At 59.4% G+C, this 20,648-nt stretch carries 14 protein-coding genes; 8 read left to right on the top strand and 6 right to left on the bottom strand.

Annotated features, from left to right (window positions below):
* Positions 1-111: 111 nt before the first annotated feature.
* Positions 112-3,189 (bottom strand): ChaN family lipoprotein, encoded by a 3,078-nt coding sequence (locus tag AB1805_00390; protein MEW5743882.1) that lies wholly within the window; start codon positions 3,187-3,189, stop codon positions 112-114.
* 140 nt (positions 3,190-3,329) lie between these two features.
* On the opposite strand from AB1805_00390, the gene AB1805_00385 reads away from it, so the two are divergent.
* On the top strand, positions 3,330-4,451 hold the full coding sequence (locus tag AB1805_00385) for a DUF362 domain-containing protein (GenBank protein ID MEW5743881.1): 1,122 nt from the start codon (positions 3,330-3,332) through the stop codon (positions 4,449-4,451).
* A 266-nt stretch (positions 4,452-4,717) separates the two neighbouring features.
* On the opposite strand, the gene AB1805_00380 is transcribed toward AB1805_00385, so the two are convergent.
* From AB1805_00380 to AB1805_00365, 4 genes are all read right to left on the bottom strand, one after another.
* Positions 4,718-5,878: a class I SAM-dependent rRNA methyltransferase gene (locus AB1805_00380; GenBank protein MEW5743880.1), complete on the bottom strand. Its 1,161-nt coding sequence runs from the start codon at positions 5,876-5,878 to the stop codon at positions 4,718-4,720.
* A 10-nt stretch (positions 5,879-5,888) separates the two neighbouring features.
* Positions 5,889-6,773, bottom strand: a complete 885-nt coding sequence (locus tag AB1805_00375) for a patatin-like phospholipase family protein (GenBank protein MEW5743879.1) — start codon at positions 6,771-6,773, stop codon at positions 5,889-5,891.
* 118 nt (positions 6,774-6,891) lie between these two features.
* On the bottom strand, positions 6,892-9,669 hold the full coding sequence (locus AB1805_00370) for a PD-(D/E)XK nuclease family protein (GenBank protein MEW5743878.1): 2,778 nt from the start codon (positions 9,667-9,669) through the stop codon (positions 6,892-6,894).
* A 145-nt stretch (positions 9,670-9,814) separates the two neighbouring features.
* Positions 9,815-10,957, bottom strand: coding sequence for a radical SAM protein (locus AB1805_00365; protein MEW5743877.1), 1,143 nt, complete (start codon positions 10,955-10,957; stop codon positions 9,815-9,817).
* A gap of 187 nt (positions 10,958-11,144) precedes the next feature.
* Here AB1805_00365 and AB1805_00360 point away from each other — a divergent pair, with 187 nt between their 5' ends.
* The 7 genes from AB1805_00360 (at position 11,145) to AB1805_00330 (ending at position 20,112) form a co-directional block, all read left to right on the top strand.
* On the top strand, positions 11,145-11,612 hold the full coding sequence (locus AB1805_00360; GenBank protein MEW5743876.1) for an NAD(P)H-dependent oxidoreductase subunit E: 468 nt from the start codon (positions 11,145-11,147) through the stop codon (positions 11,610-11,612).
* Positions 11,605-13,383 (top strand): NADH-quinone oxidoreductase subunit NuoF, encoded by a 1,779-nt coding sequence (nuoF, locus tag AB1805_00355; protein MEW5743875.1) that lies wholly within the window; start codon positions 11,605-11,607, stop codon positions 13,381-13,383. The genes AB1805_00360 and nuoF overlap by 8 nt, the downstream gene beginning before the upstream one ends.
* On the top strand, positions 13,332-16,205 hold the full coding sequence (gene fdhF, locus AB1805_00350; protein ID MEW5743874.1) for a formate dehydrogenase subunit alpha: 2,874 nt from the start codon (positions 13,332-13,334) through the stop codon (positions 16,203-16,205). The genes nuoF and fdhF overlap by 52 nt, the downstream gene beginning before the upstream one ends.
* A gap of 150 nt (positions 16,206-16,355) precedes the next feature.
* Complete coding sequence (hpt, locus tag AB1805_00345) at positions 16,356-16,877, top strand: hypoxanthine phosphoribosyltransferase (GenBank protein MEW5743873.1); 522 nt, start codon at positions 16,356-16,358, stop codon at positions 16,875-16,877.
* Positions 16,878-17,150: 273 nt separating this feature from the next.
* Entirely contained in the window at positions 17,151-17,525 is a 375-nt protein-coding gene (queD, locus tag AB1805_00340) for a 6-carboxytetrahydropterin synthase QueD (protein MEW5743872.1), read from the top strand.
* Positions 17,526-17,528: 3 nt separating this feature from the next.
* Positions 17,529-18,866, top strand: a complete 1,338-nt coding sequence (locus tag AB1805_00335; protein MEW5743871.1) for a TldD/PmbA family protein — start codon at positions 17,529-17,531, stop codon at positions 18,864-18,866.
* An 88-nt stretch (positions 18,867-18,954) separates the two neighbouring features.
* Positions 18,955-20,112, top strand: a complete 1,158-nt coding sequence (locus tag AB1805_00330) for an acyl-CoA dehydrogenase family protein (GenBank protein ID MEW5743870.1) — start codon at positions 18,955-18,957, stop codon at positions 20,110-20,112.
* A 95-nt stretch (positions 20,113-20,207) separates the two neighbouring features.
* On the opposite strand, the gene AB1805_00325 is transcribed toward AB1805_00330, so the two are convergent.
* Positions 20,208-20,627 (bottom strand): Rrf2 family transcriptional regulator, encoded by a 420-nt coding sequence (locus tag AB1805_00325; GenBank protein ID MEW5743869.1) that lies wholly within the window; start codon positions 20,625-20,627, stop codon positions 20,208-20,210.
* Positions 20,628-20,648 lie beyond the last annotated feature (21 nt).

Raw genomic sequence — 20,648 nt, 5'->3', positions numbered from 1 at the left:
CTGCCGTTCAGTGGGATTTCAGCTCGGAAAGGACCTGTTCCGAAGGCACATACCGCGAGACGGTCTCATATCCTAATGAATAACACAAGAAGAGGCGTGTTGCAACCATATTCAGAGCATTACCGTAAACTCCATGAGCCTGTCTCCCCTGAGGAACCGCTTCCGCACCACCGTAACCTTCAGCGGCTCTCCCTTCTTCTTGTAGAGAAGGTGTATCCTGATGTCGTCCACCGAGCTCACCGGAATGCCGTCGAGGGCGGCGATCCGGTCGCCGACCCTGAGCCCCGCCTCTTGGGAGACGCTCTGCTCCGGGAAAGCCTTTATACTTACTCTCCCCTGCTCTTCCTCGAGGGTAGCCATGATCTTCGGCGCCGGCACTGCTTCGAGACGTGCAGGGAAGACGAGGTAATCGGCAATGCCTTTCTCGACCTCCGTGTCGTTGAGAACGATTGCATAGGGATACCCGTTTCTCCTGAAGGTCCGCTTCGGGATGCCCGACCCGTGGGCGAGATGCCCGCTGCCGGCGATAACCACCATCCGGCCCTCCTGCTCGAAATCGCGGTTGCTCCTGAAGAACTCGTCGATGGACGCGGCCATGGTCTCGTCCCAGAGGACCTGGGACTGGTAAAAATAGTCGAAGCTCCTTTCATTGCCGCCGTGCCCGTGCATTCTGAAGGCCGCCTCCAGGCGCTCGCGATATTCCTCATCGGAAAAGTCGAACCGCTCGGGGACCGCTTTCCTCTCTTCGTCGCTCAGCGCATCCAGTCCTCCCTTCGATACTTTTTCGGTAAGCTCGCGCTGGATATTCAGGGCGACGACCGGTATCCCCTTCTCCCGGGCAAAGGAGAGGATCGGCCGGTACAGGTTGTAGTCGAAGCTCCACCGCTTGAAGTACTCGGATTTTTTGAGGAACTCCCGCTCATCGATCGTACCGGCGATGAATTCGTCGAGCGCCTTCTGGTAGGGCCGCTGGAACATCTCCATCCCGATAGCGAGCTTCTTATTCCTCTCATAGAGCCCTTTGATGATCTCGAGCTGGACCTGGTGGTGGGCGAAACGGTCATGGTATTCACCGACATAGACGATCTTTTTCCCTGCGACCGCGTCGATGACCGCGGGAAGCGTTCTGATCGCATCCACGGCAACAGCGGTCGTCTGTTCTCTCTCCCACACCGCGATGCCCTGCGCCGACTCCTCGATACGTTTGGCGATATTCTTCCCCTTATCGAACGCGAGCATACTGTACTTGCCGTAATGAAACACCTTCCTGAAGCCGGCCTCGACTTCGTCCCGGGAGGTTGCATCGAAAATGCCGATCACCTGCTGTTCATTCCACGGGTTCTCCCTGACCGAAACCGTAAAGCCTCCCGCAGGCTCCATTTTGCCGAAGAGCCGCTGTACCAGGGGACTCTCGCTGCCGAGCACCACGAGCGTCGACCTCTTGACCTCCGCATCTTTCAGTTCCGCCGCCTTCTTCTCGATCCCTCCCTCCGCCCTGAAGTGCTCGATGACAGGGGCATACCGCTCCGCCCCGTCTTCGGGAAGGACGATCAGCGGCTTCCCGGCGCCGATGAGACGGGCGATCACGGGAGGCGTCTCTTCCGGGGTAAGCGCACGCGCGAGATCGTACCGCTCGTCCATGACGATCCGTTCCGGCATGCGGTCGAGCGTAAAGGCAGCAGTCTCTTTCTGGCTGTCGATGCCGATCAGCTCTTCCTCTACCGATCCGTCGGGGTAATGAAAGAAGACGGGGACATCGAGCGTGTAGGGCGCGCCCTTCCGCCCGTTCTCCTGTCCGACCGTGACCGTGACCTCGTACTTGTCACCGCGCTGCTTTACCCCGGACGTCCGCGCCTCGAGCCTCGGCAGGCCGGGCGTCTCGACCCACTCTTCGAAAAACCGGTCGAGCTCTCCCTCATAGCCCCTCTCGAAGACGCGTCGAATATCGTCCCACGATGCGCGCGCAAAGGCCTTTTCGGCGATGAGCTCCCTGAGCGACCGGTAAAAGACCTCCTCCCCGAGCTCGCGTTTCAGCATATGGAATACCAGTGCGGCCTTGCCGTACCCGATCGCCTTTGAAGCGAAATCGGACCGCCCCCTGAACTCCTTGAGAGGAACTTCATTCTCCTCATCGACGTAGCTCGCATAGTCGATGAGGAGCTGCTTGCGGTAGTCCGCGCCCTTTCCCTTCCCTTCCTCGAAGGCGTGATCGGCAAGGTAGGTGGTCAGCCCTTCCGCCCAATTGCCTTTATCAAAAGCGATGTAGACATAATTGCCGAACCACTGGTGCAGGATCTCGTGCCCCAGCGAGGTCTCGACGATGAAGGGCAGCTTGACGACATCGCGGCCGAGGAGCGTAAAGGTCGGCATCGAGTACCCCGTCGGAAGGAAGTTCTCGACAACAGCGAAACGCTTGTAGGGAAACGGTCCGAGCAGCTCCTCGTACCGCGCGAGGTAGTTCTTCGTGAACTCGATATAGCGCTTCGCGAGCTCGCGCTCCTCGGGGAAAAAATAGGCGTAAAGCCTTACCCCTTTATAGCGATCTTCGGTCACCTCGTACCGCTTCGAGGCGACAAGGCTTATGCCGTCGACCGGATAGGGAAAGTCGAAAGCGGTCTCGACAGCGCCGTCCCGTGCAGCGGTCGTTATGCGCTCTGCCTCGGACAGGGCCGTATACCCGTGCGGCAGGATAGCCGTGAGCCGGTAGACGTACAGACCCTCCGGCTGCGGATACCATGCGCCGGTGAGCGAAATCCCCTCCCCGCTGATCGTGCTCTGCACCACCCCGTAGCTGGCGGTCTCGACAGGTCTCTCTTTGAACGTCCCCTCGTACATGATGCGCAGCACGCCGCTGCGGGGAGCGGTAAGCGTGAGGACTCCCTCCTTCGCCGCGCCGTCCATCTTCTCCTGATCGAGAGAGAGCCCGGTTATCGTGAGCGCGCCGGTATGCAGGATGACCTGCTGCCCGGCCCCCACCGCCAGCTCGGCGGCGCCCCTGAGCTTCGACTCCGGGATATCGAACGAGACCCGCAAGGTATACTCCGGATGCGATTCAGGCGCCCGGGGCACGGTCCCCTGCGCTGCGCCGGCAGCGCCGGACGCGAAGAGCAGGACGACCGCAACGATATGCGAAAACAGCAGCAGCTTGTTCACCATGCAGCACTCCATTTCTCCCGATACGACGAGCATTTAAACTTCCGATACAATATATTATATAGTATTTATGGAGCGGCGAGCAGAGAGGCATTCATAAGCATGAGAAGAGCTCTTCCCTCATTTAAGTATAAAGCCGAACCCCGGGGTCGGCAACTTTCATAGCGAGGTGCACCATGGCAAGGGTCTATTTTGCGTCGGCGCGGGTGAAGAAGTGGAAGTACGATGACAGCATGCCGGGGAAGCTCGAACGGCTCCTGGGCGAGATAGCCCTCACGTCCTATTTCGGAGAGAAGGAGTGGGTCGCGGTAAAGACGCACTTCGGCTCCGAGGGCGCACACCGGATCGTGAGGCCCGTATTCCTTCGCAAGGTCGTCGATGCCGTGAAAGCGGCAGGCGCCAAGCCCTTCGTGACCGACACCGTGCGCATCCGCGGCCTCGATTACCTCGAGGTCGCAAACATCAACGGCATCAACCACCTCTCGGTCGGCGCGCCGGTGATACTCGCCGACGGCCTGTACGGGAACGACAATATCATCGTCAGAGCAGGCGAGATCCTCGGCGAAGTCGCGGTGGCGTCGGCAGTCCATGACGCATCCGCCATGGTCGTCTGCTCCCACGTCAAGGGGCACATCAACGCAGGATATGCGGGCGCCATAAAGAACCTCGCCATGGGCGGCGTCAGCGGCAGCCACCGGCAGTGCGGCTGGAAGTGCGGCCGCGGGGCGATGCACGCCATCGGCGAAGGCGGCTTCGTATGGGACGAAGAGAAGTGCGCCCTCTGCTACCAATGCGCGGAGGTCTGCCCGCTCGACTGCATCGACCTGGCCGGGGAGAAGTTCACCTATAACAACGAGCGGTGCTGGCGGTGCGGACGCTGCACGCGGGTCTGTCCCGAAGGCGCTCTCGTTCTCCCCGGCGACGACGAGCTCTTCATGAGATCGCTCGCGGAGGCGGCAAAAGCGGTCCTGAGCACCTTTACCCCAAAGAAGGTCATCTATCTCAATTTCCTTACCGAGATCCAGCCCGAATGCGACTGCATGCCCGCTGCCGAAGTGCCGGTCATCCAGGATATCGGCATCCTCCTCTCGGACGATATCGTCGCGGTCGAACAGGCATCCATCGACCTGCTGCTCAGGGAAAAGCCCCTCCCCTCGTCGCTCGCCGAGGACCAGGGTATCGCGGAGGGGGACGATATCCTTTTAGGGTTGCACAAAAAGAAATACCTCCTGCAGGTCGAAGAGGCGGAGCGGCTCGGCATGGGCAGCAGAACCTATGAGATGATCGAGTTGAAATAAGCCATCAGCAATCAGCCGTCAGTAAGGACATGATATTTGAAGGGAATGCCTTTAGCTGTTGTTGTGTGCTGAAAGCTGATTGCTGTATTATTTTGCTGATAGCTGTTTGCTAATGGGCCAAAAATAAAAGTGCTGCTGCCCGTGGGATGGGGGCAGCAGCTTAGGGGAGGTAACGAGGCGCTTCTTAGCTCTCAGAATATCAGAACCAGGGATGCATGTCAAGAGAAATTTTTAAGTTTTTTTATGATTGTAAATTTAGGTTAAAGTCACAGTTCGAGGAAGGCGCATTTGAGGTATTCGGTCTCGGGCACCGACAGAAGTACGGGGTGGTCCTTGGCCTGGGAACAGTATTCGAGAAGGCGCGGCGAGCGGTGCGCGTCACGGGCGGCATCGCGGAGTATCTCCAGAAACATCTCTTTATCAATATGATACGAGCACGATGAGGTAGCCAGCACACCCCCTTCGCTGACAATCCCCATGGCAAGGGCATTGATCTCCCGGTACCCCCGCGCCGCCTCCTTTATCTTCGCCCTGCTCTTGACGAAGGCGGGCGGGTCGAGGACGACCACCTCATAGGTATTCCCCGCCGCCGCTTCCTGTTTGAGGAGGGTGAAGACGTCGGCCTTGATGAAAGTGCATTGATGATCGACATTAGTAAGTCGCGCATTCTTCCGGGCCTGTTGCAGTGCCGCTTCAGAGTCATCAACAAACGTTACCGCCAGCCCTTTGCGGGCCAACTGCAGCCCCCAGCCGCCGGAATAACAGAAGAGATCGATCGCCCTGCCCTCCTTCGCCAGCACGGCGAGGCCGAGCCTGTTCTCCCGCTGATCGAGGAAAAAGCCGGTCTTCTGTCCTCCGAGGGGGTCTACTTCCAGGACGACCTCTCCCTCCCTGATGCGGGGAAGCTCCTCCAGCGTCCCTTTGATGACGCTCTTTTCGAGCGGAAGCCCTTCGAGCGCCCTGCTCTGGCTGTCGTTCCTGAGCACGATCACCTGGGGAGAAAAGAGCTCGTCGAGCACCGATACTATGGTCTCGCGCAGCTGCTCCATGCCGAGGGTGAGTATCTGCACGACGAGACAGTCGCCGAACTTATCGACGATCAGCCCCGGAAGAAAATCGCCCTCGCTGTAAAGGGCGCGGAACGAGGTCACCCCCTCCAGGAAGCGCTCCCGGTAGGACAGGGCTGCCCTGATCTTTCTCCTGAAAAAGCCGGCGTCGATCCGCTCTCTCTCCCTCGTGAGGAGACGGACGGCGATGAGGGAGTGAGGATTGATGTACCCGATGCCGAAAAAGGCTCCCTTCCCGTCGTAGACCTCGGCGAGCGCGCCCGGCTCGTACTGCTTCGGGCTCGTCGCGAGCTCATTCGAGAATATCCAGAGGTGTCCGGCAAGGATCCTGCTCGTCCGGCGGAGGATTACTTTTTCCATCGGCGCCCTGTTAGAGCCGGCCTTCCCGCCGGAGCCGGTCGAGGAGCGCAGCGATCCTGGGTATCATCTCCTGGGCGGCGCGCTCGCCCTCGAGGATCGCCTCATGCCTCTTCAGGAAATCACTCGAGCCGATATGTCCCACCCGTGGTCTTATGACTACATCGGCGCGCGGCAGCTGGAGGCTCGAAATCTTCGCATACATGATGTTCACCGACTGGAGAATGGTATCGATCGTGCTTTCGGGAGGGGTGCTCTCGAGGTCGGACGAGATATCGACGGCGATGATGATGTCGGCTCCCTGGCCCCTCGCCGCATCGATGGCGATGGGGCTCACCACCCCGCCGTCCACGAAGAGCTGGCTGCCGATCCTCACCGGCCTGAAGACGCCGGGTATCGTGCAGCTCGCCCGCACCGCGGCGCCGGCATTGCCCCTGCCGAAGACGACCTCCTGCCCGTTCAGTATGTTGGTCGCCACAGCGTAGAAGGGAGTGCGCATCTTCTCGAGGGGCGTGTTCTTCACCATCCTGTTGACATAGCCCTCGAGCAGCTCGCCTTTGATGAACCCGTTGTCGGGGATCGCGACATCGATGATGTCGCCCTTCTCTATCGTCATCGCCATTTTCTGGAGCTGATAAGCGTTGTAGCCGTAGGCATAGAGGCTCCCGACAAAGCTTCCCGCGCTCGTGCCCACGATCATATGAACGGGGATATTGTTCGCTTCGAGCACCTTGAGCACGCCGATATGCGCAAAGCCTCTCGATGCACCGGCGCCGAGCACCACCGCGATACGCGCCGGCCTGGTTACCGGCGGCTGCACCACCTCCTGCGTGGGAGCACAGGAGACGATGCCCGTCACCACCAGGACGAACAGGATAAACGCACGCTTCAGGTACATCGTATGCCTCCTCGTAAATAACAAGTAAGAAGTGAGAACTGAGAAGTAGGAAGTGAAGACAGGAGCCAGAATAAAAAACTCCCGTAAGCTCCCCCTTCTTCTTACTTCTTACATGCCTTTATTGTTGTATATAAGGACAGAAAGCGTATTCGTGGCAGTTCCAGCAGACGTAATCGTTCATGGGTTTTGCCCTGAAGTCTCCTTTCCTGATCCGGGCCACCGCGCTCTCGAGAAATTGTAATGATGCGCTGATATAATCGTCAAGATGCCGGCCCGGCTCCTCTTTTCCCTTGCCTCTCCCCCGCCGCTTCGGGGGGCACCATTTGACGGTTATGTCCTTGAGAGAATAAATGCCGACGCGGCTCACATGATACCCGTGGCTCTTCAGGATCGCCGCGTAGAGGAAGAGCTGGAGGTCCTCGTTGCCGCTCAGCGCCTGGGTACAGTTCAGCCCTGCTGTGCCGGTCTTGTAATCGATGAGCTGCACCTCGTCGCCGAGCCTGTCGATGCGGTCTATCTTGCCCCGGAGCTTGATGCCCTTCACCGGTTCGCCCGAGATATTCTTCTCGACTTCCGAGGAGATATACCCCTCCCCCCGGATATCGAGCTCACGATCGTAGAGCTCGGGGAGCATCTCGATGAACGTGTCCTTGATGAGGCCTTTCCAGTAGAGGCCCATCTTCTTTTCGTGCAGCACCTCCCCCACAACACCCTCTGCCCGCCGATGCAGCTCATCGAGACCGCCGAAAGACTCCTTCATGAGCCGTTCCATTATCTTGTGGATGACAGTGCCGAGGGTGGCTGCCTCGATCTCGTACTCCTTTATGCCCGAAGGAGTGAGCTGGAGTATCTTCTCGATGAAGAACCGCCGGGGGCAGGCACGGTAGGCGTCGACATCGGTGACCCGCAGGGAGGAAGGGAGCCGCAGCAATGCAGGGAGCAGCTCGATCTCGTCCATCTGCCGCAGCAGCGGTTCGTTTCCCTTGGCGACCAGGTACTCCTCCTGCGAGAATATCCCGGGGATCCGTTCTCTGAGCTCCTCCCCTCCATAGAGAAACGAAGAGGGGAGGAAGAGGGTATCGCCGTCCATGAGCGGGTATGAGAGATGGTGGCGCCCGCAATTCTTGACGAGACAGGTAAACAGGTACTTCTGGAGGGAGCTGAACTTCTCGAGGTGCATGAGTCCCAGTCTCCGCTTCGCGCTGTCGGGCAGCAGGTAGTCCATCTCCTGCCGTTGGGGCAGCGCGCCATCGGCAAGACCGCCGAAATAGAGATACCGCGGCGAGAGCCCCGCTGCATCGGGGAAGCCTATCACCCTCACGCCCTGCTCCTCGCTATCGAGAAAGGCCGTTCTCAGGAGATGACGCAGCGCCTCCTCGAACTCGGGCAGGGTCACGGAGCCGGGAGTGAGCGCGCCTATGAACGCGATCTGGTCGAGGATCTCGTTGAACGCCTCGGAGAGCGCCTTGGTCGTCGCATCGGTACGCGGTCCCGGGAACCCGAGGTCGTCGGCGAGCGTTCCGAGCACTTCTGCATAACGAGCGAGGGATGCGCCGTCTCTGATCTCCTCGAGGGGCGATAGTTTTCTGAACACCCGCTTCATCCCCTTCTCGATCTCTGCCCGCTCCGGCACGCGATTCATATCGAGCGTCTCCGAGCCCTCGGCAATGAATTCGAGCCACGCCTCTTTTCCTGCTACGATGCCCGACTGGAGCGAGAGCGGCGCGATCCAGGCCCTCATGGTCTCCGGAAGCGCTGTAAAGTAAGGCGAAGAGAGGAACTGGGAGAAGTGCAGTCGCGGATAGCCTTCGGCGACCGACCGCAGCAGGCAGAAGAGGTCGAGAAAGGGCCGCATCTCGCCGAGACTCTTCCGTACCGAAATCGAAGCGGGCACGCCGTAGCGCCTGAAGATGCGGTCGACCATGGGGGCATAGCTCCGCAGGTCGGGGAAGACCACTGTTATCTCTTCGAGCCGCTTGATCTTTCCCGATACGAACGACGACTTTATGCTCCTCGCCATGCCCTCCACCTCCTCCTCGACATCGGCATAAGTGTAGTAGCGCAGCGGTTGGGAGCGATCCGGGACCTCCTTATCGAGACGCTCCTCGCGGAGCGTGGAGGTATCGCGCAGGAAATCCCTGTACTCCTTGAGCAGGTCGGAAAACGGGGGCTCCGAGGGAAGCGATACGAGGACCTCGCCGGCATGCAGAATAAGGGCCTTGATGATACTCCTCTCCGCTCCTGAAGGGTCATAAAACCCGTCGAGGATCAGCGTGCAGCGGTCACCCGGCGCAGCATACTTCTGCGCTACGTAGCCGGGGCATCGCACCAGCAGGTCGTCTTCATCGACCAGTCCGTTGCTCCCGACGAATTCCCGGTACGCTCCATAGGTCCCGATGATCTCGGTAACGACCCGGGTGACCGCTTCGGGTATATCGAGCGAAGCGAACATGCCCGCGCACAGCGCTTGCAGGGCCGCGCTGTCGTGGTCCGGAAATCGCTGCTTCAGGTCCCGGATGAAGCCGGCAGAGAGACGCGAGAAACCGAACCCCTTGCCTTTCGCGCCCGCCTGCTCTGCCGGCCCCTCCAGGCGCTCAGGTCCGGACAGGCGCGAGAGAACGAAGGGGACCAGCGCCCGGGAAAGCACCCGCTCCTTTCCATAGGTCGCAAACATCCTCCGGGCGAAGCGGGGAATAGTGGTGCATTCAGGAGGGACGTAGCATTTGCCGTCCTGCAGCTCGTGAAAGATCTTCTGGGCGTCGTCGGCTTTGAAAGACGTAGGCGCCAGGTAGAGGATGCTCGAGTAGTCGGGATGGCTGCCCCTCCTGATCGCCCTTTTGAACAGGAACTGCGTCGTATGCCGGTATCCCAACGGCACATGAAAAAGCGTGACCATATCGTCCATTGTACCTGAAAGGTACAAAGAACCGCCACAACAAGCAGATCAAAAATTCAAAGGAAAAGTAAAGCGGGGAATGGGGCGGGGCATAGTATGCTCGACTCATTCCCCAAGGCTCGGATTATAGTCGACCTCTTACGTTTTAATTTTCCTTGATCAGCCGGGAGCGCTTGTAGAAGAACGGCTTCAGGAGCTTCAGGCCTGCGACGGATGCCGCGGGCTTGACCAGCCAGGAAGCGAAGCTCCTGCTTCCCATGCAGCGCCTGCAGTACGGATGGACGAGCCGAAACCGCTTGAATCCCTCGACGATCCTCCCCACCTCAGCGGAAGAGAGTATCTCCTTCAGCGAGGATTCATGGAGATTGCCGACCCTGGTATTGCCGTCGAAGTCGATGCAGCAGAGCGTCACATCGCCGTTATAGAGAATAGCGAAATGGTCTCTCATGCCGAAGCAGTAGCCGGCCCAGGCGTCGCGTATCCGCTCGTCGCCGAAGGCATGCCCCCAGTCATCGAGCACATAGGTCTCGAAAAAGACATTGGGGCAGACCTCGACCACATTCCATCTATACGAGACGAGGCGGTCGATGTTCGCTATGGCTTTCTCCCGCACCTCGGCGCCGATGCCGAGCAGCTCATACATGCGGCCGGCCCAGTAACGGAACGTATCGCGCAGCTCACGGGTGGAAGAGATGACCCGAACCGGCCCTATCCGCCGCTCCATGGCCTTCTTTCTGAAACGGGTATTGAGAAAGCGGAATTTGAAGAGCGTCTCGGGATGCTTCGCATGATAGGCGGCAAAAAATCCGAGGATCCCCTCGAGGTACGCCTCGAATGATCGCGCACCCGCCTTTCTCAGGGCAAAAGAGCGCGCATCCGGCGTCTGGAGCGAGATGTCGAGCTGGTGCAGGGGATAGTCCAGGAGCCGCCTGCCAATAGGGCCGCCGAGCCCTCCGCCGTTGGTCGTGAGCCCCACCTTGACCCCCTCTTTCAGCGCATGCTCCAGTATCGCGAAGAAATCGCGGTGGAGCGTCGGCTCTCCCATGACGTGGAAGGTGACCTTTTCGGCGATGCCCTCCTTACCGATCTCAGAAAGAATGCGTTTGGCGAGGCCGGTCTCCATATGGCCGTACGGCCGCTTCATCTCCGACTTCGGGCAGAAGACGCAGCTGAAGTCGCAGACATTGGTGAGCTCGATATGCACCCGCTGGAGCGGGATCTCGATATGGCCGTACCGCTGTTTGTGCATTCCCGTATTGTGAACGAAACAGCCGCCTTTTTTCCACAAGCGGCCCTCCCGGCAGGCGGGGCTGCAGCCCGTTATTCTCTTTCCTTTCAACCCGTTAGACAACTCTCCGAAACTGCGGTTAAGCAGCACCGGCGGCATACATAATTTATTGCAAAAATCCGTTATAGCGTGATACTCTAAAAAAGTATGCCTGCAAAACCCATAAATATAAAAGAGGTATCTCCCCATGGAAGAAACGGTCAGGAAGCTCATCGAGGAGTTCAGGGAGGGTGAAGGGAATATAATCTCTCTCCTCCAGGAAACGCAGGAAGTCTTCGGCTATATCCCCGAAGAAGCCGTATACCGCTTTTCCGACGAGCTCGGTATCCCCGTCAGTAAATTCTTCGGCGTCGCCACCTTTTATGCCCAGTTCTACCTGCAGCCGCGGGGCAAAAATATCATCACCGCCTGCTGCGGCACCGCCTGCCATGTCAAGGGCTCGGACCGCATCATCAGCAACCTGAAGAGAGAGTTGCATCTCACCGATGAGCGGAACACCTCGGACGACAGGAACTTCACGCTCGAGCAGGTCGCCTGCGTCGGCGCCTGCGGCATCGCCCCCGTCGTTATCATCAACAGGAAAGTGCACGGCAAGATGACCACGGACAAGATGGCGAAAGAGCTGAAGGCGCTGAAAGAGGCGGGCAATGAATAGGAACATTACGATTCATGTCTGTATGGGCACCGGCGGCATCGCGGCAGGCGGCGGCGAGGTGCTCGATGCCTTTTCCTCGCTCATGCAGGCGCAGAACATTCCCGCCGAATTCAAAAAGGAATGCGCCCTGCACAAGGTCGGGTGCCGCGGCCTCTGCGCAAAGGATGTCCTCGTCGATGTCATCATCGACGGCGCGAGGACAACGTATCAATATATCAAGCCCGATATGGTCCAGCGGATCGTCGATGAGCATATTGTCGGCGGCGCACCCGTTGCCGAGTGGCTCGCGGGAGAGGATTACGAAAACTTCTATACAAAGCAGGTCAAGGTCGTGCTCAACGACTGCGGAAGGATAGACCCCGAGAGCATCGACTCCTATATCGGCGTCGGCGGCTATACGGCGGCAAAGAAGGCCCTCACCTCCCTGAGCCCGGACGAGGTCATCAAGGAGATGAAGCGCTCCGGCCTGCGGGGCCGCGGCGGCGGGGGCTTCCCGACGGGGATCAAGTGGGAGACCTGCCGCAAGGTGCCTGCGGACCAGAAATACATCATCTGCAATGCCGACGAAGGAGACCCCGGCGCCTTCATGGACAGGGCCGTGCTCGAAGGAACCCCTCATGCGGTCATCGAAGGCATGCTCATCGGCGCCTATGCCATCGGCGCGACAAAAGGCTATGTCTACATCCGCGCCGAATATCCTCTTGCGGTCGAGCGCCTGAAACGGGCGATGAGCGATGCGCGGGAGCGGGGGTTCCTCGGTAAAAAGATCTTCGGCGCCGGCTTCGACTTCGATATAAAGATAAAGCTCGGCGCCGGCGCGTTCGTCTGCGGCGAAGAGACCGCGCTCATCGCCTCGATCGAAGGGCAGCGCGGCATGCCGCGTCCCAAGCCGCCCTTCCCGGTCTTCGTGGGGCTGTGGGGGAAACCGACGGTCATCAACAATGTCGAGACCTTCGCGAATGTACCGAGCATCCTCAACAAGGGCGCCGAGTGGTTCGCGTCCTACGGCACCGAGACCTCGAAGGGCACCAAGGTCTTCGCCCTCACCGGCAAGGTGAAGAACACCGGCCTTATCGAGGTCCCTCTGGGGATAACGCTCAGGGAGATCATCTTCGATATCGGCGGCGGCATCGAGAACGGCAAGAAGATAAAGGCCGTCCAGACCGGCGGTCCCTCGGGCGGCTGTATTCCCGCCGAGTTCCTCGATATCAGCGTCGATTACGAGTCCATCTGCAAAGTCGGCTCCATCGTCGGCTCGGGAGGCATGATCATTCTCGACGAGGACGACTGCATGGTGAATGTAGCCCGCTACTTCCTCAACTTTACGCAGAACGAATCCTGCGGCAAGTGCGTGCCCTGCAGGATCGGCACGAAGCGGCTCCTCGAGATCCTCGACCGGATCACCAAGGGCCGGGGCAGAGAGGGCGATCTCGAGCTCATGGAGTCGCTGAGCGACGATATAAAAGCAGGATCCCTCTGCGGGCTCGGCCAGACCGCTCCCAATCCCGTGCTCAGCACCCTGAAATACTTCAGGGATGAATACGAGGCGCATGTGCGCGACAAGAAGTGCCCGGCAAAGGTCTGCCGCGATCTCGTCACCTACAGCATCATGGAAGAGTACTGCAAGGGCTGCGGCGCCTGCCTGAGGGCCTGCCCTGCAGGCGCTATCACGGGCGAAAAGAAGAAGCCCCACCGCCTCGCTGCAGAAAAGTGCATCAAATGCGGGAGCTGCTTCGACGTCTGCAAGTTCAAGGCGGTGGGCAGGACATGATGAAAACAAACGATAAAGGACGGTCAGGAGCGATAGCTATGATGTACAAGGTGACAATAGACGGCAAGATGATCGAGGTCCCTGAAGGGACGAAGATATTGGATGCGGCCAGGCTGCTGGGCGTCGATATCCCAACGCTCTGCCACCATCCGAAGCTGAGCGCGTTCGGGGGCTGCAGGCTCTGCGCGGTCGAGGTCAAGGGGATCCCCCGGCTCGTCACCGCCTGCACCACGCCGGTCGTGGATAATATGGAAGTGACCACTTCGACCCCGCGTATCGAGGGGCTGCGCAAGACCATACTCGAGCTCATCCTCTCGGACCATCCGCATGACTGTATGGTATGCGAGCGGGCCGGGGACTGTTCCCTGCAGGAGCTGGCGTATACCTACGGCCTCAAGGAAAACAGGTTCGCCGACGGCGAGCGGAGGGTATACGCGCAGAAGGACGGGAACCCCTTCGTCGAGCGCGATATGGAGCGCTGCGTCCTCTGCGGCAGATGCGTCAAGGTCTGCGAAGAGGTGCAGGGCGTCGAGGCGATCGACTTTACCTATCGCGGGTTCAAGTCGAAGGTCTGCCCTCCCTACGAAAAGGACCTCGATTGCGAGTTCTGCGGCCAGTGCATTGCCGTATGCCCCACCGGCGCCCTCACCGGAAAGATGTGGTCGCGCAAGGGCAGGCAGAAGGACGTCCGGGAGGTCGACACGGTCTGCACCTATTGCGGGACCGGCTGCAATATCACCCTCCATGTCAAAGAGAACGAGATCGTCAGGGTAAGCTCGCGCGAGGACACCTGGAACGAGGGATGGCTCTGCGTCAAAGGGCGCTTCGGCTACACCTTCGTCAACAGCCCCGACCGCCTTACGAAACCGCTTATAAGAATAAAGGACCGTTCAAACCGCTCAAACAGTTCAAGCCGTTCAAACGGTTTAAACGACTTGAACGGCTTAAACGGTTTGAACCAGACTTTTAGAAACGGTTTGAACGGTGTCTTTAAGGAAGTTTCCTGGGATGAGGCCCTGGACTATATCGGGAAGAGGTTGAGCGAGATAAAGGCCGCTCATGGCGCCGACGCCATCGGCGGGCTCTCTTCGGCGCGCTGCACCAATGAGGAGAACTACGCCTTCCAGAAGATGATCCGCGCCGCGGTGGGGACGAACAACGTCGATCACTGCGCCCGTCTTTGACACGCGCCGACGGTAGCCGGTCTGGCTGCCATATTCGGTTCGGGCGCCATGACCAACTCGATCCCCGAGATCGAGGATATGGAGGTCATCTTCATCATCGGCTCCAACACAAAGGAGACCCATCCCGTCATCGCCAACAGGATGATCAAGGCCTGGCGGAACGGGGCGAAGATCGTCATCGCCGACCCGCGGCGGGTACCGATGGTGCGCTTCTCCGAGGTCTTCCTCAACCTGAAGCCCGGTACGGACATCGCCCTGCTGAACGGCCTGGCCCATGTGATCCTGAAGGAAGGGCTCGCTAATGAAGCGTTCATCAAGGAGCAGACCGAGAGCTTCGAGGAGTGGAAGAAGTCGGTCGAAGACTATACGCCCGAGCATGTCGAGAAGATAACGGGAGTCCCTGCTGAAGACATCGTCAGGGCTGCCCGGCTCTACGGCGGATCGCGGCGGGCCGGCATCTTCTACACTATGGGCATCACGCAGCACACCTGCGGCACCAACAACGTCACCGCCATCGCCAACCTGGTGATGCTCACCGGCAATATCGGCAGGGAGTCGACCGGCGTCAATCCCCTGAGGGGACAGAACAATGTGCAGGGCGCGTCGGACGCAGGGTGTCTCTACAATGTGTATCCCGGCTACCAGAAGGTCGATCTGCCCGAGGTCAAAGAGAAATTCGAAAAAGCTTGGGGCGTATCGCTCTCGCCCAAGGCCGGGATGCCCGCGACGGAGATGATCCCGGCTGCCCTCGCGGGCAGGATAAAGGCGCTCTATATCATGGGAGAAAACCCGGTACTCACCGATCCCGATATGCACCATACCACCGCGGCATTGGAGAAGCTCGACTTCCTCGTCGTCCAGGACATCTTCATGACCGAGACGGCGGCACTGGCGGATGTCGTGCTGCCCTCCACCTGTTTTGCGGAAAAGGACGGCACCTTCTCGAATACCGAGCGGAAGGTGCAGCGAGTGAGGAAGGCTGTCGAGCCGCCGGGAGAGGCGCGCCCGGACCTCGATATCATCATGGAGGTCTCGAAGCGGCTGGGATATCCGATGCAGTATGCCACCCCCGAGGATGTGTTGGCCGAGTTCGGCCGGGTCTGGCCCACCCTTGCGGGCATCACCTACGAACGGATCGAGAGGGCGGGCATCCCCTGGCCCTGCCCTGACAAGAAGCATCCCGGGACGCGCTATCTCTACAAAGGGGGATTCCCCAAGGGCAGGGTCCGTTTCGCTCCGGTCGCGTACACGCCTCCTGCCGAGCTCCCGGACGAAGCCTATCCCTTCATCCTCACCACGGGAAGGAACCTCTTCCAGTACCACTCCGGCTCGATGACGAGAAAGGTCGCGGCTATCGAGGAGCGGGCCGGCGAGGCCTATGTCGAGATCAATCCTGCCGATGCCAGGCGGCTCGCTGTCGGCAACGGCGATACGGTCACCGTCTCGTCACGGCGCGGCAGCATCGCGGTAAAGGCGAGGATGACGACGAGGGTCCCCGAGGGCACGGTATTCATCCCCATGCATTACCACGAGGCGGCGGCGAACGTGCTGACGATCGACGCCCTCGATACGCAGGTGAAGACGCCTGAGTACAAGGTCTGCGCCGTAGCCATTACGACCGTCAAGACAGGAACATAACCGAACGGGAGCGCCCTCCGTCAGCACCGGACGGAGGGTATTCCCGGGATACCGGAGCTCTCCGCAATCACCTGCCTGCCGGGAAAAGAGATATTGAGATAAGCGGCGAATAGCCGTATTATATATACACTACGTTACGGGGAGGACCTCATGATTGTCGGCAGACCCTTTCTCACGACCGAGCAGATTCGTGATAAGGTCCAGGAACTGGCAGAGACCATATCCCGCGATTATGCCGGGAAAGAAATACTGGCGCTGGGCATTCTGAAAGGCGCCTTCATGTTCTTCGCGGACCTCATCAGGGCCGTGAGGGTTCCTGTTACCGTCGATTTCATCGTCTCCTCGAGCTATGTGAAGACCTCTTCGACAGGGGATGTGAAGATCTTCTATAATGCGCGGGAAGCCATAGCAGGCAGAGAGGTGCTGCTTATCGATGATATAATTGATACAGGAATATCGCTCAACCACATTCGGCAGCAGATACTCTCGATGAGGCCGGCCGGCCTCAAGACCTGCTCCCTCCTCGATAAAAAGGAGCGGCGCATTATCGAGGTGCCGGTAGAGTATGTCGGGTTTACTATCCCTAATATCTTCGTCGTCGGCTACGGTCTCGATTACGAGAACAAATACCGGAATCTGCCCTACATCGCGGTATTCAAGAAAGAGACATAAGAGCGTTTATAGCGTTATAGCGTTCATCGCGTCATAGCGTAAAAACATGCTATTGATACGTTAAAAGACCATGAGGGATTCTTTCGGAGCCGACCGCTTCACGACAACTGACCCGACTGCCATTAAAACGATTAACAACGTACTCGTGACGCAATAACGCGATAAACGCTATGAACGCCGATAAACGCGATAAACGCTATGGACGCGACAAACGCGATGGACGCTATAACGCGATGGACGCGATGAACGCTATAACTCCCGTGGAGGTGCGCAATGTATGAGTTGATGATAGAGTCGAGCTTTTCCTCCGCCCACCAGCTGAGGGGGTATAAGGGGAAGTGCGAGAACCTGCATGGCCACACCTGGCGCGTTCAGGTCTATGTGACCGCCGAGCGCCTCAATGACATCGATATCGCCATCGACTTCCACGAGCTGAAGAAGATAACCAACGAGCTCGTTATGCCGCTCGACCACACCTGCCTCAATAACGTCTTCCCCTTTACCGAGAAGAACCCCTCCTCCGAAAACATCGCGAAGTGGCTCTTCGATTCGCTCAAGAAGCGGCTCGCACCGCATCCGGTCACGGTATCGGCAGTCACCGTCTGGGAGTCCGATACCGCCTCTGCAACGTACTACGAAGAGGAGTAAACCATGGATACGCTCTTTGCAGAACGGCTGCTCGACAGCGCGTTACGGCGCGGCGCCGACGAGGCCGAGGTCTATCTCAAGCGCTCGAAGAGTCTCGGCATCGACGTCCGGGACCAGAAGATAGACACCCTCGAGACGTCGGTCACCGCAGGGTTCTGCCTCCGGGTGATAAGAGACAGACGGCTCGGCTTCTCCTACTCGACCGCTCCCGACGATGCGGAGCTCGTCGTAGAGCGGGCACTCGAGGCGTCGCGCCATACCGAGCCCGATGACGCACTCGCCCTGCCGGTCCGCTCCGGACCCGCTCCTGACCTGCGGGTATTCGACGAGGCGGTCCCGGCGCTCCCCGAGAGCGAGGCGATCGAGCGGGTCATGCTCGTCGAAAAGACCGCTCTCGATACGGACAGCAGAATCCGGAAGGTGCGAAAGGCCTCGGGGCATTTCGGCACGAGCGACACCTATATCCTCAATTCGCACGGCGTCGATGTCCGCTATGCATCCTCGGGATGCTCCGCCCAGCTCATGGTGATCGCCGAAGAGGACGGCGAGAGCCAGATGGGATGGGACTACGAGGGGAGCAGGTTCCTGAGCGGCGTGCAGTTCGAGCTCGTCGGCAGGAGAGCGGCGCAGAACGCGCTGCGCCTCCTCGGCGCGCGCAAGACGACGGCGGTGAGGGGGTTCGTCCTCCTCGACAGCTCGGTCACGACCGAGTTTCTCGGCATCTTCGCTGCGGCGCTCTCCTCGGAGTCGGTCCAGAAGAAGAAATCCATGCTGGCGGGGAAGAAGGGAGCGCAGGTCATCAGCACGCGGCTCACCGTTACGGACAGCGGCATGATCGAGGGGAGGTTGGGGAGCAGGCCGTTCGATGACGAGGGCGTCCCCACGACGAGCAAGAGGCTCATCGACAGCGGAGTCCTGACGGGGTATCTCTACAACACCTACACCGCCAGGAAAGACAACGTCGCCTCGACCGGGAACGCGGTGCGCGGCGGCGCGCTCTCCCTTCCCCATGTGGGCCCCACCTGCCTCGTCCTCGAATCGTCGTCGCCGGAGCGCGTCGCCGGCTTCGACCGCCTGGTCAGGGCGGCGGACAGGGGCCTCTATGTCCTCGAGACGATGGGGATGCATACCGCCAACCCCGTGTCGGGAGAGTTCTCCGTGGGCGCTTCGGGGGTCTGGATCGAGAACGGAGAGCTCCGGTACCCGGTCAAAGAGGCGGTGATTTCCGGCACGGTGCTGGACCTCTTCCAGAGGGTCGCTGCAGTTGGCGATGATATGAGATTTTATGGTAACATAGGGGCCTCAAGTCTTCTGATAGAAGACATCGATATCAGCGCATAACGCAGCTCATCGCCATACATCGCCGCGCGCCGCTGGTGACACAGGCGGTACTCTGTGGCTCAGTGTTATGAATCTGGAGGAGGAGTTAATGGATTATTTTTTGACCGAAGAGCAGCAGATGATTCGCGATCTCGCCCGGCAGATCGCCGAAGAGAAGATCGTCCCTGTCAGGGCTGAGCTCGACGAGAAGAACGAGTATCCCTGGGAAGTCATAAAGGTCCTGGCCCAGTCGGATATGATGGGGCTCTACATTCCGGAAGAGTACGGCGGCCTCGGCAAGGGCTGCCTGGAGCTCTGCATCGCGGTGGAGGAGCTGTCCCGCGCGTGCGTGGGCATATCGACCACCTATGCCGCGAATGCCCTCGGCACCTTCCCGATCCTGCTCTTCGGCTCCGAGGAACAGAAAAAGAAATACCTCCCCGATGTCGCTGCCGGGAAAAAGCTGGTCGCCTTCGGCCTCACCGAGGCCAATGCAGGCAGCGACGCGAGCGGCATCCAGACCACCGCCCGTCTCGAGGGAAATGACTATATCCTCAACGGGACCAAACAGTGGATCACCAACGGCGGCGAGGCCGATATCTATACCATCATCGCCATAACCGATAAGACAAAGGGCCCCCGCGGCGCGTCGGCCTTCGTCGTGGAGAAGGGAACGCCCGGCTTCACCTTCGGGAAAAAGGAAGACAAGATGGGCATCCGCGCCTCCTCCACGAGAGAGCTGATCTTCGACAACTGCAGGATACCGAAGGAGAACATCATCGGCAAGGAGGGCATGGGCTTTATCGTCGCCATGAAGACCCTCGACTCATCGAGGACCGGCGTCGGGGCACAGGGGCTCGGCGTGGCACAGGGCGCCTTCGACGAGGCGGTGAAGTTCGCCCGTGAACGCCACCAGTTCGGCCACCCCATCATAAGCTTCCAGGCGATACAGCACATGCTCGCCGATATGGCGATACAGATCGAGGCCGCCCGCTCGCTGATCTACTCCGTGGCACGGTACATCGACAGCGGGGCGAAGGACGTATCGAAAGAGTCCGCCATGGCGAAGACCTTTGCTACCGATCTGGGCATAAAGGTGGCGCTCGACGCCCTGCAGGTCATGGGCGGCGCAGGCTACATGAAGGAGTATCCCGTAGAGAAGATGGTGCGGGACGCAAAGATACTCCAGATATACGAGGGCACGAACCAGATACAGAGGAACGTCATAGGCCAGGCCCTCATCAAAGAGGCGGCGAAGAAGAAGTAAGGAACGAACTGCCGGCGTATCGGTGTAAAGAATCTCTTCCCTTACTCCTCTGCACCGATACGCCGACTCCCTGATACCCCGTCACGGTCCTCACTTCATTGCTGCCGGAGCGAGGCGCTCGCCGGAGCAAGACGCTCGAACGTATACTTCTTCAGTATCTCTCTGAAATCCGCCCTGACATCCGCCCAGACGTGGTGTACCCCGCAGGTGCTGCTCCTTCCGCAGACCGATTTATCGATGACGCAGCTGTTGAGGGCGACCGGCCCTTCAACCGCCTCGACCACATCGAGCAGGGTGACCTCCCGCGGGCTCCGGGCCAGTTGGAACCCTCCCTTGATGCCCCGGTACGACTTCACCAGCCCCGACTTGTTCAGCTTCTGGAGGATCTTCGCCAGGAAGCTCTTCGGGATCTCCATCTCCCGGGCAATCTCATCCACCATCACGATGTCGCCGGGCTTGCCGGAAAGATACAAGACACACCGTATGGCGTAGTCGGACTCACGGGTAATTTCCATATGCCTCGCTCCTTTCGTAAG

The sequence above is a fragment of the Nitrospirota bacterium genome, from assembly GCA_040752355.1.
In the GTDB taxonomy this organism is placed as follows: domain Bacteria; phylum Nitrospirota; class Thermodesulfovibrionia; order Thermodesulfovibrionales; family Dissulfurispiraceae; genus JBFMCP01.
Note: the sequence above shows the minus strand (reverse complement) of the source record. Positions and strands in the feature narration are given on the sequence as shown.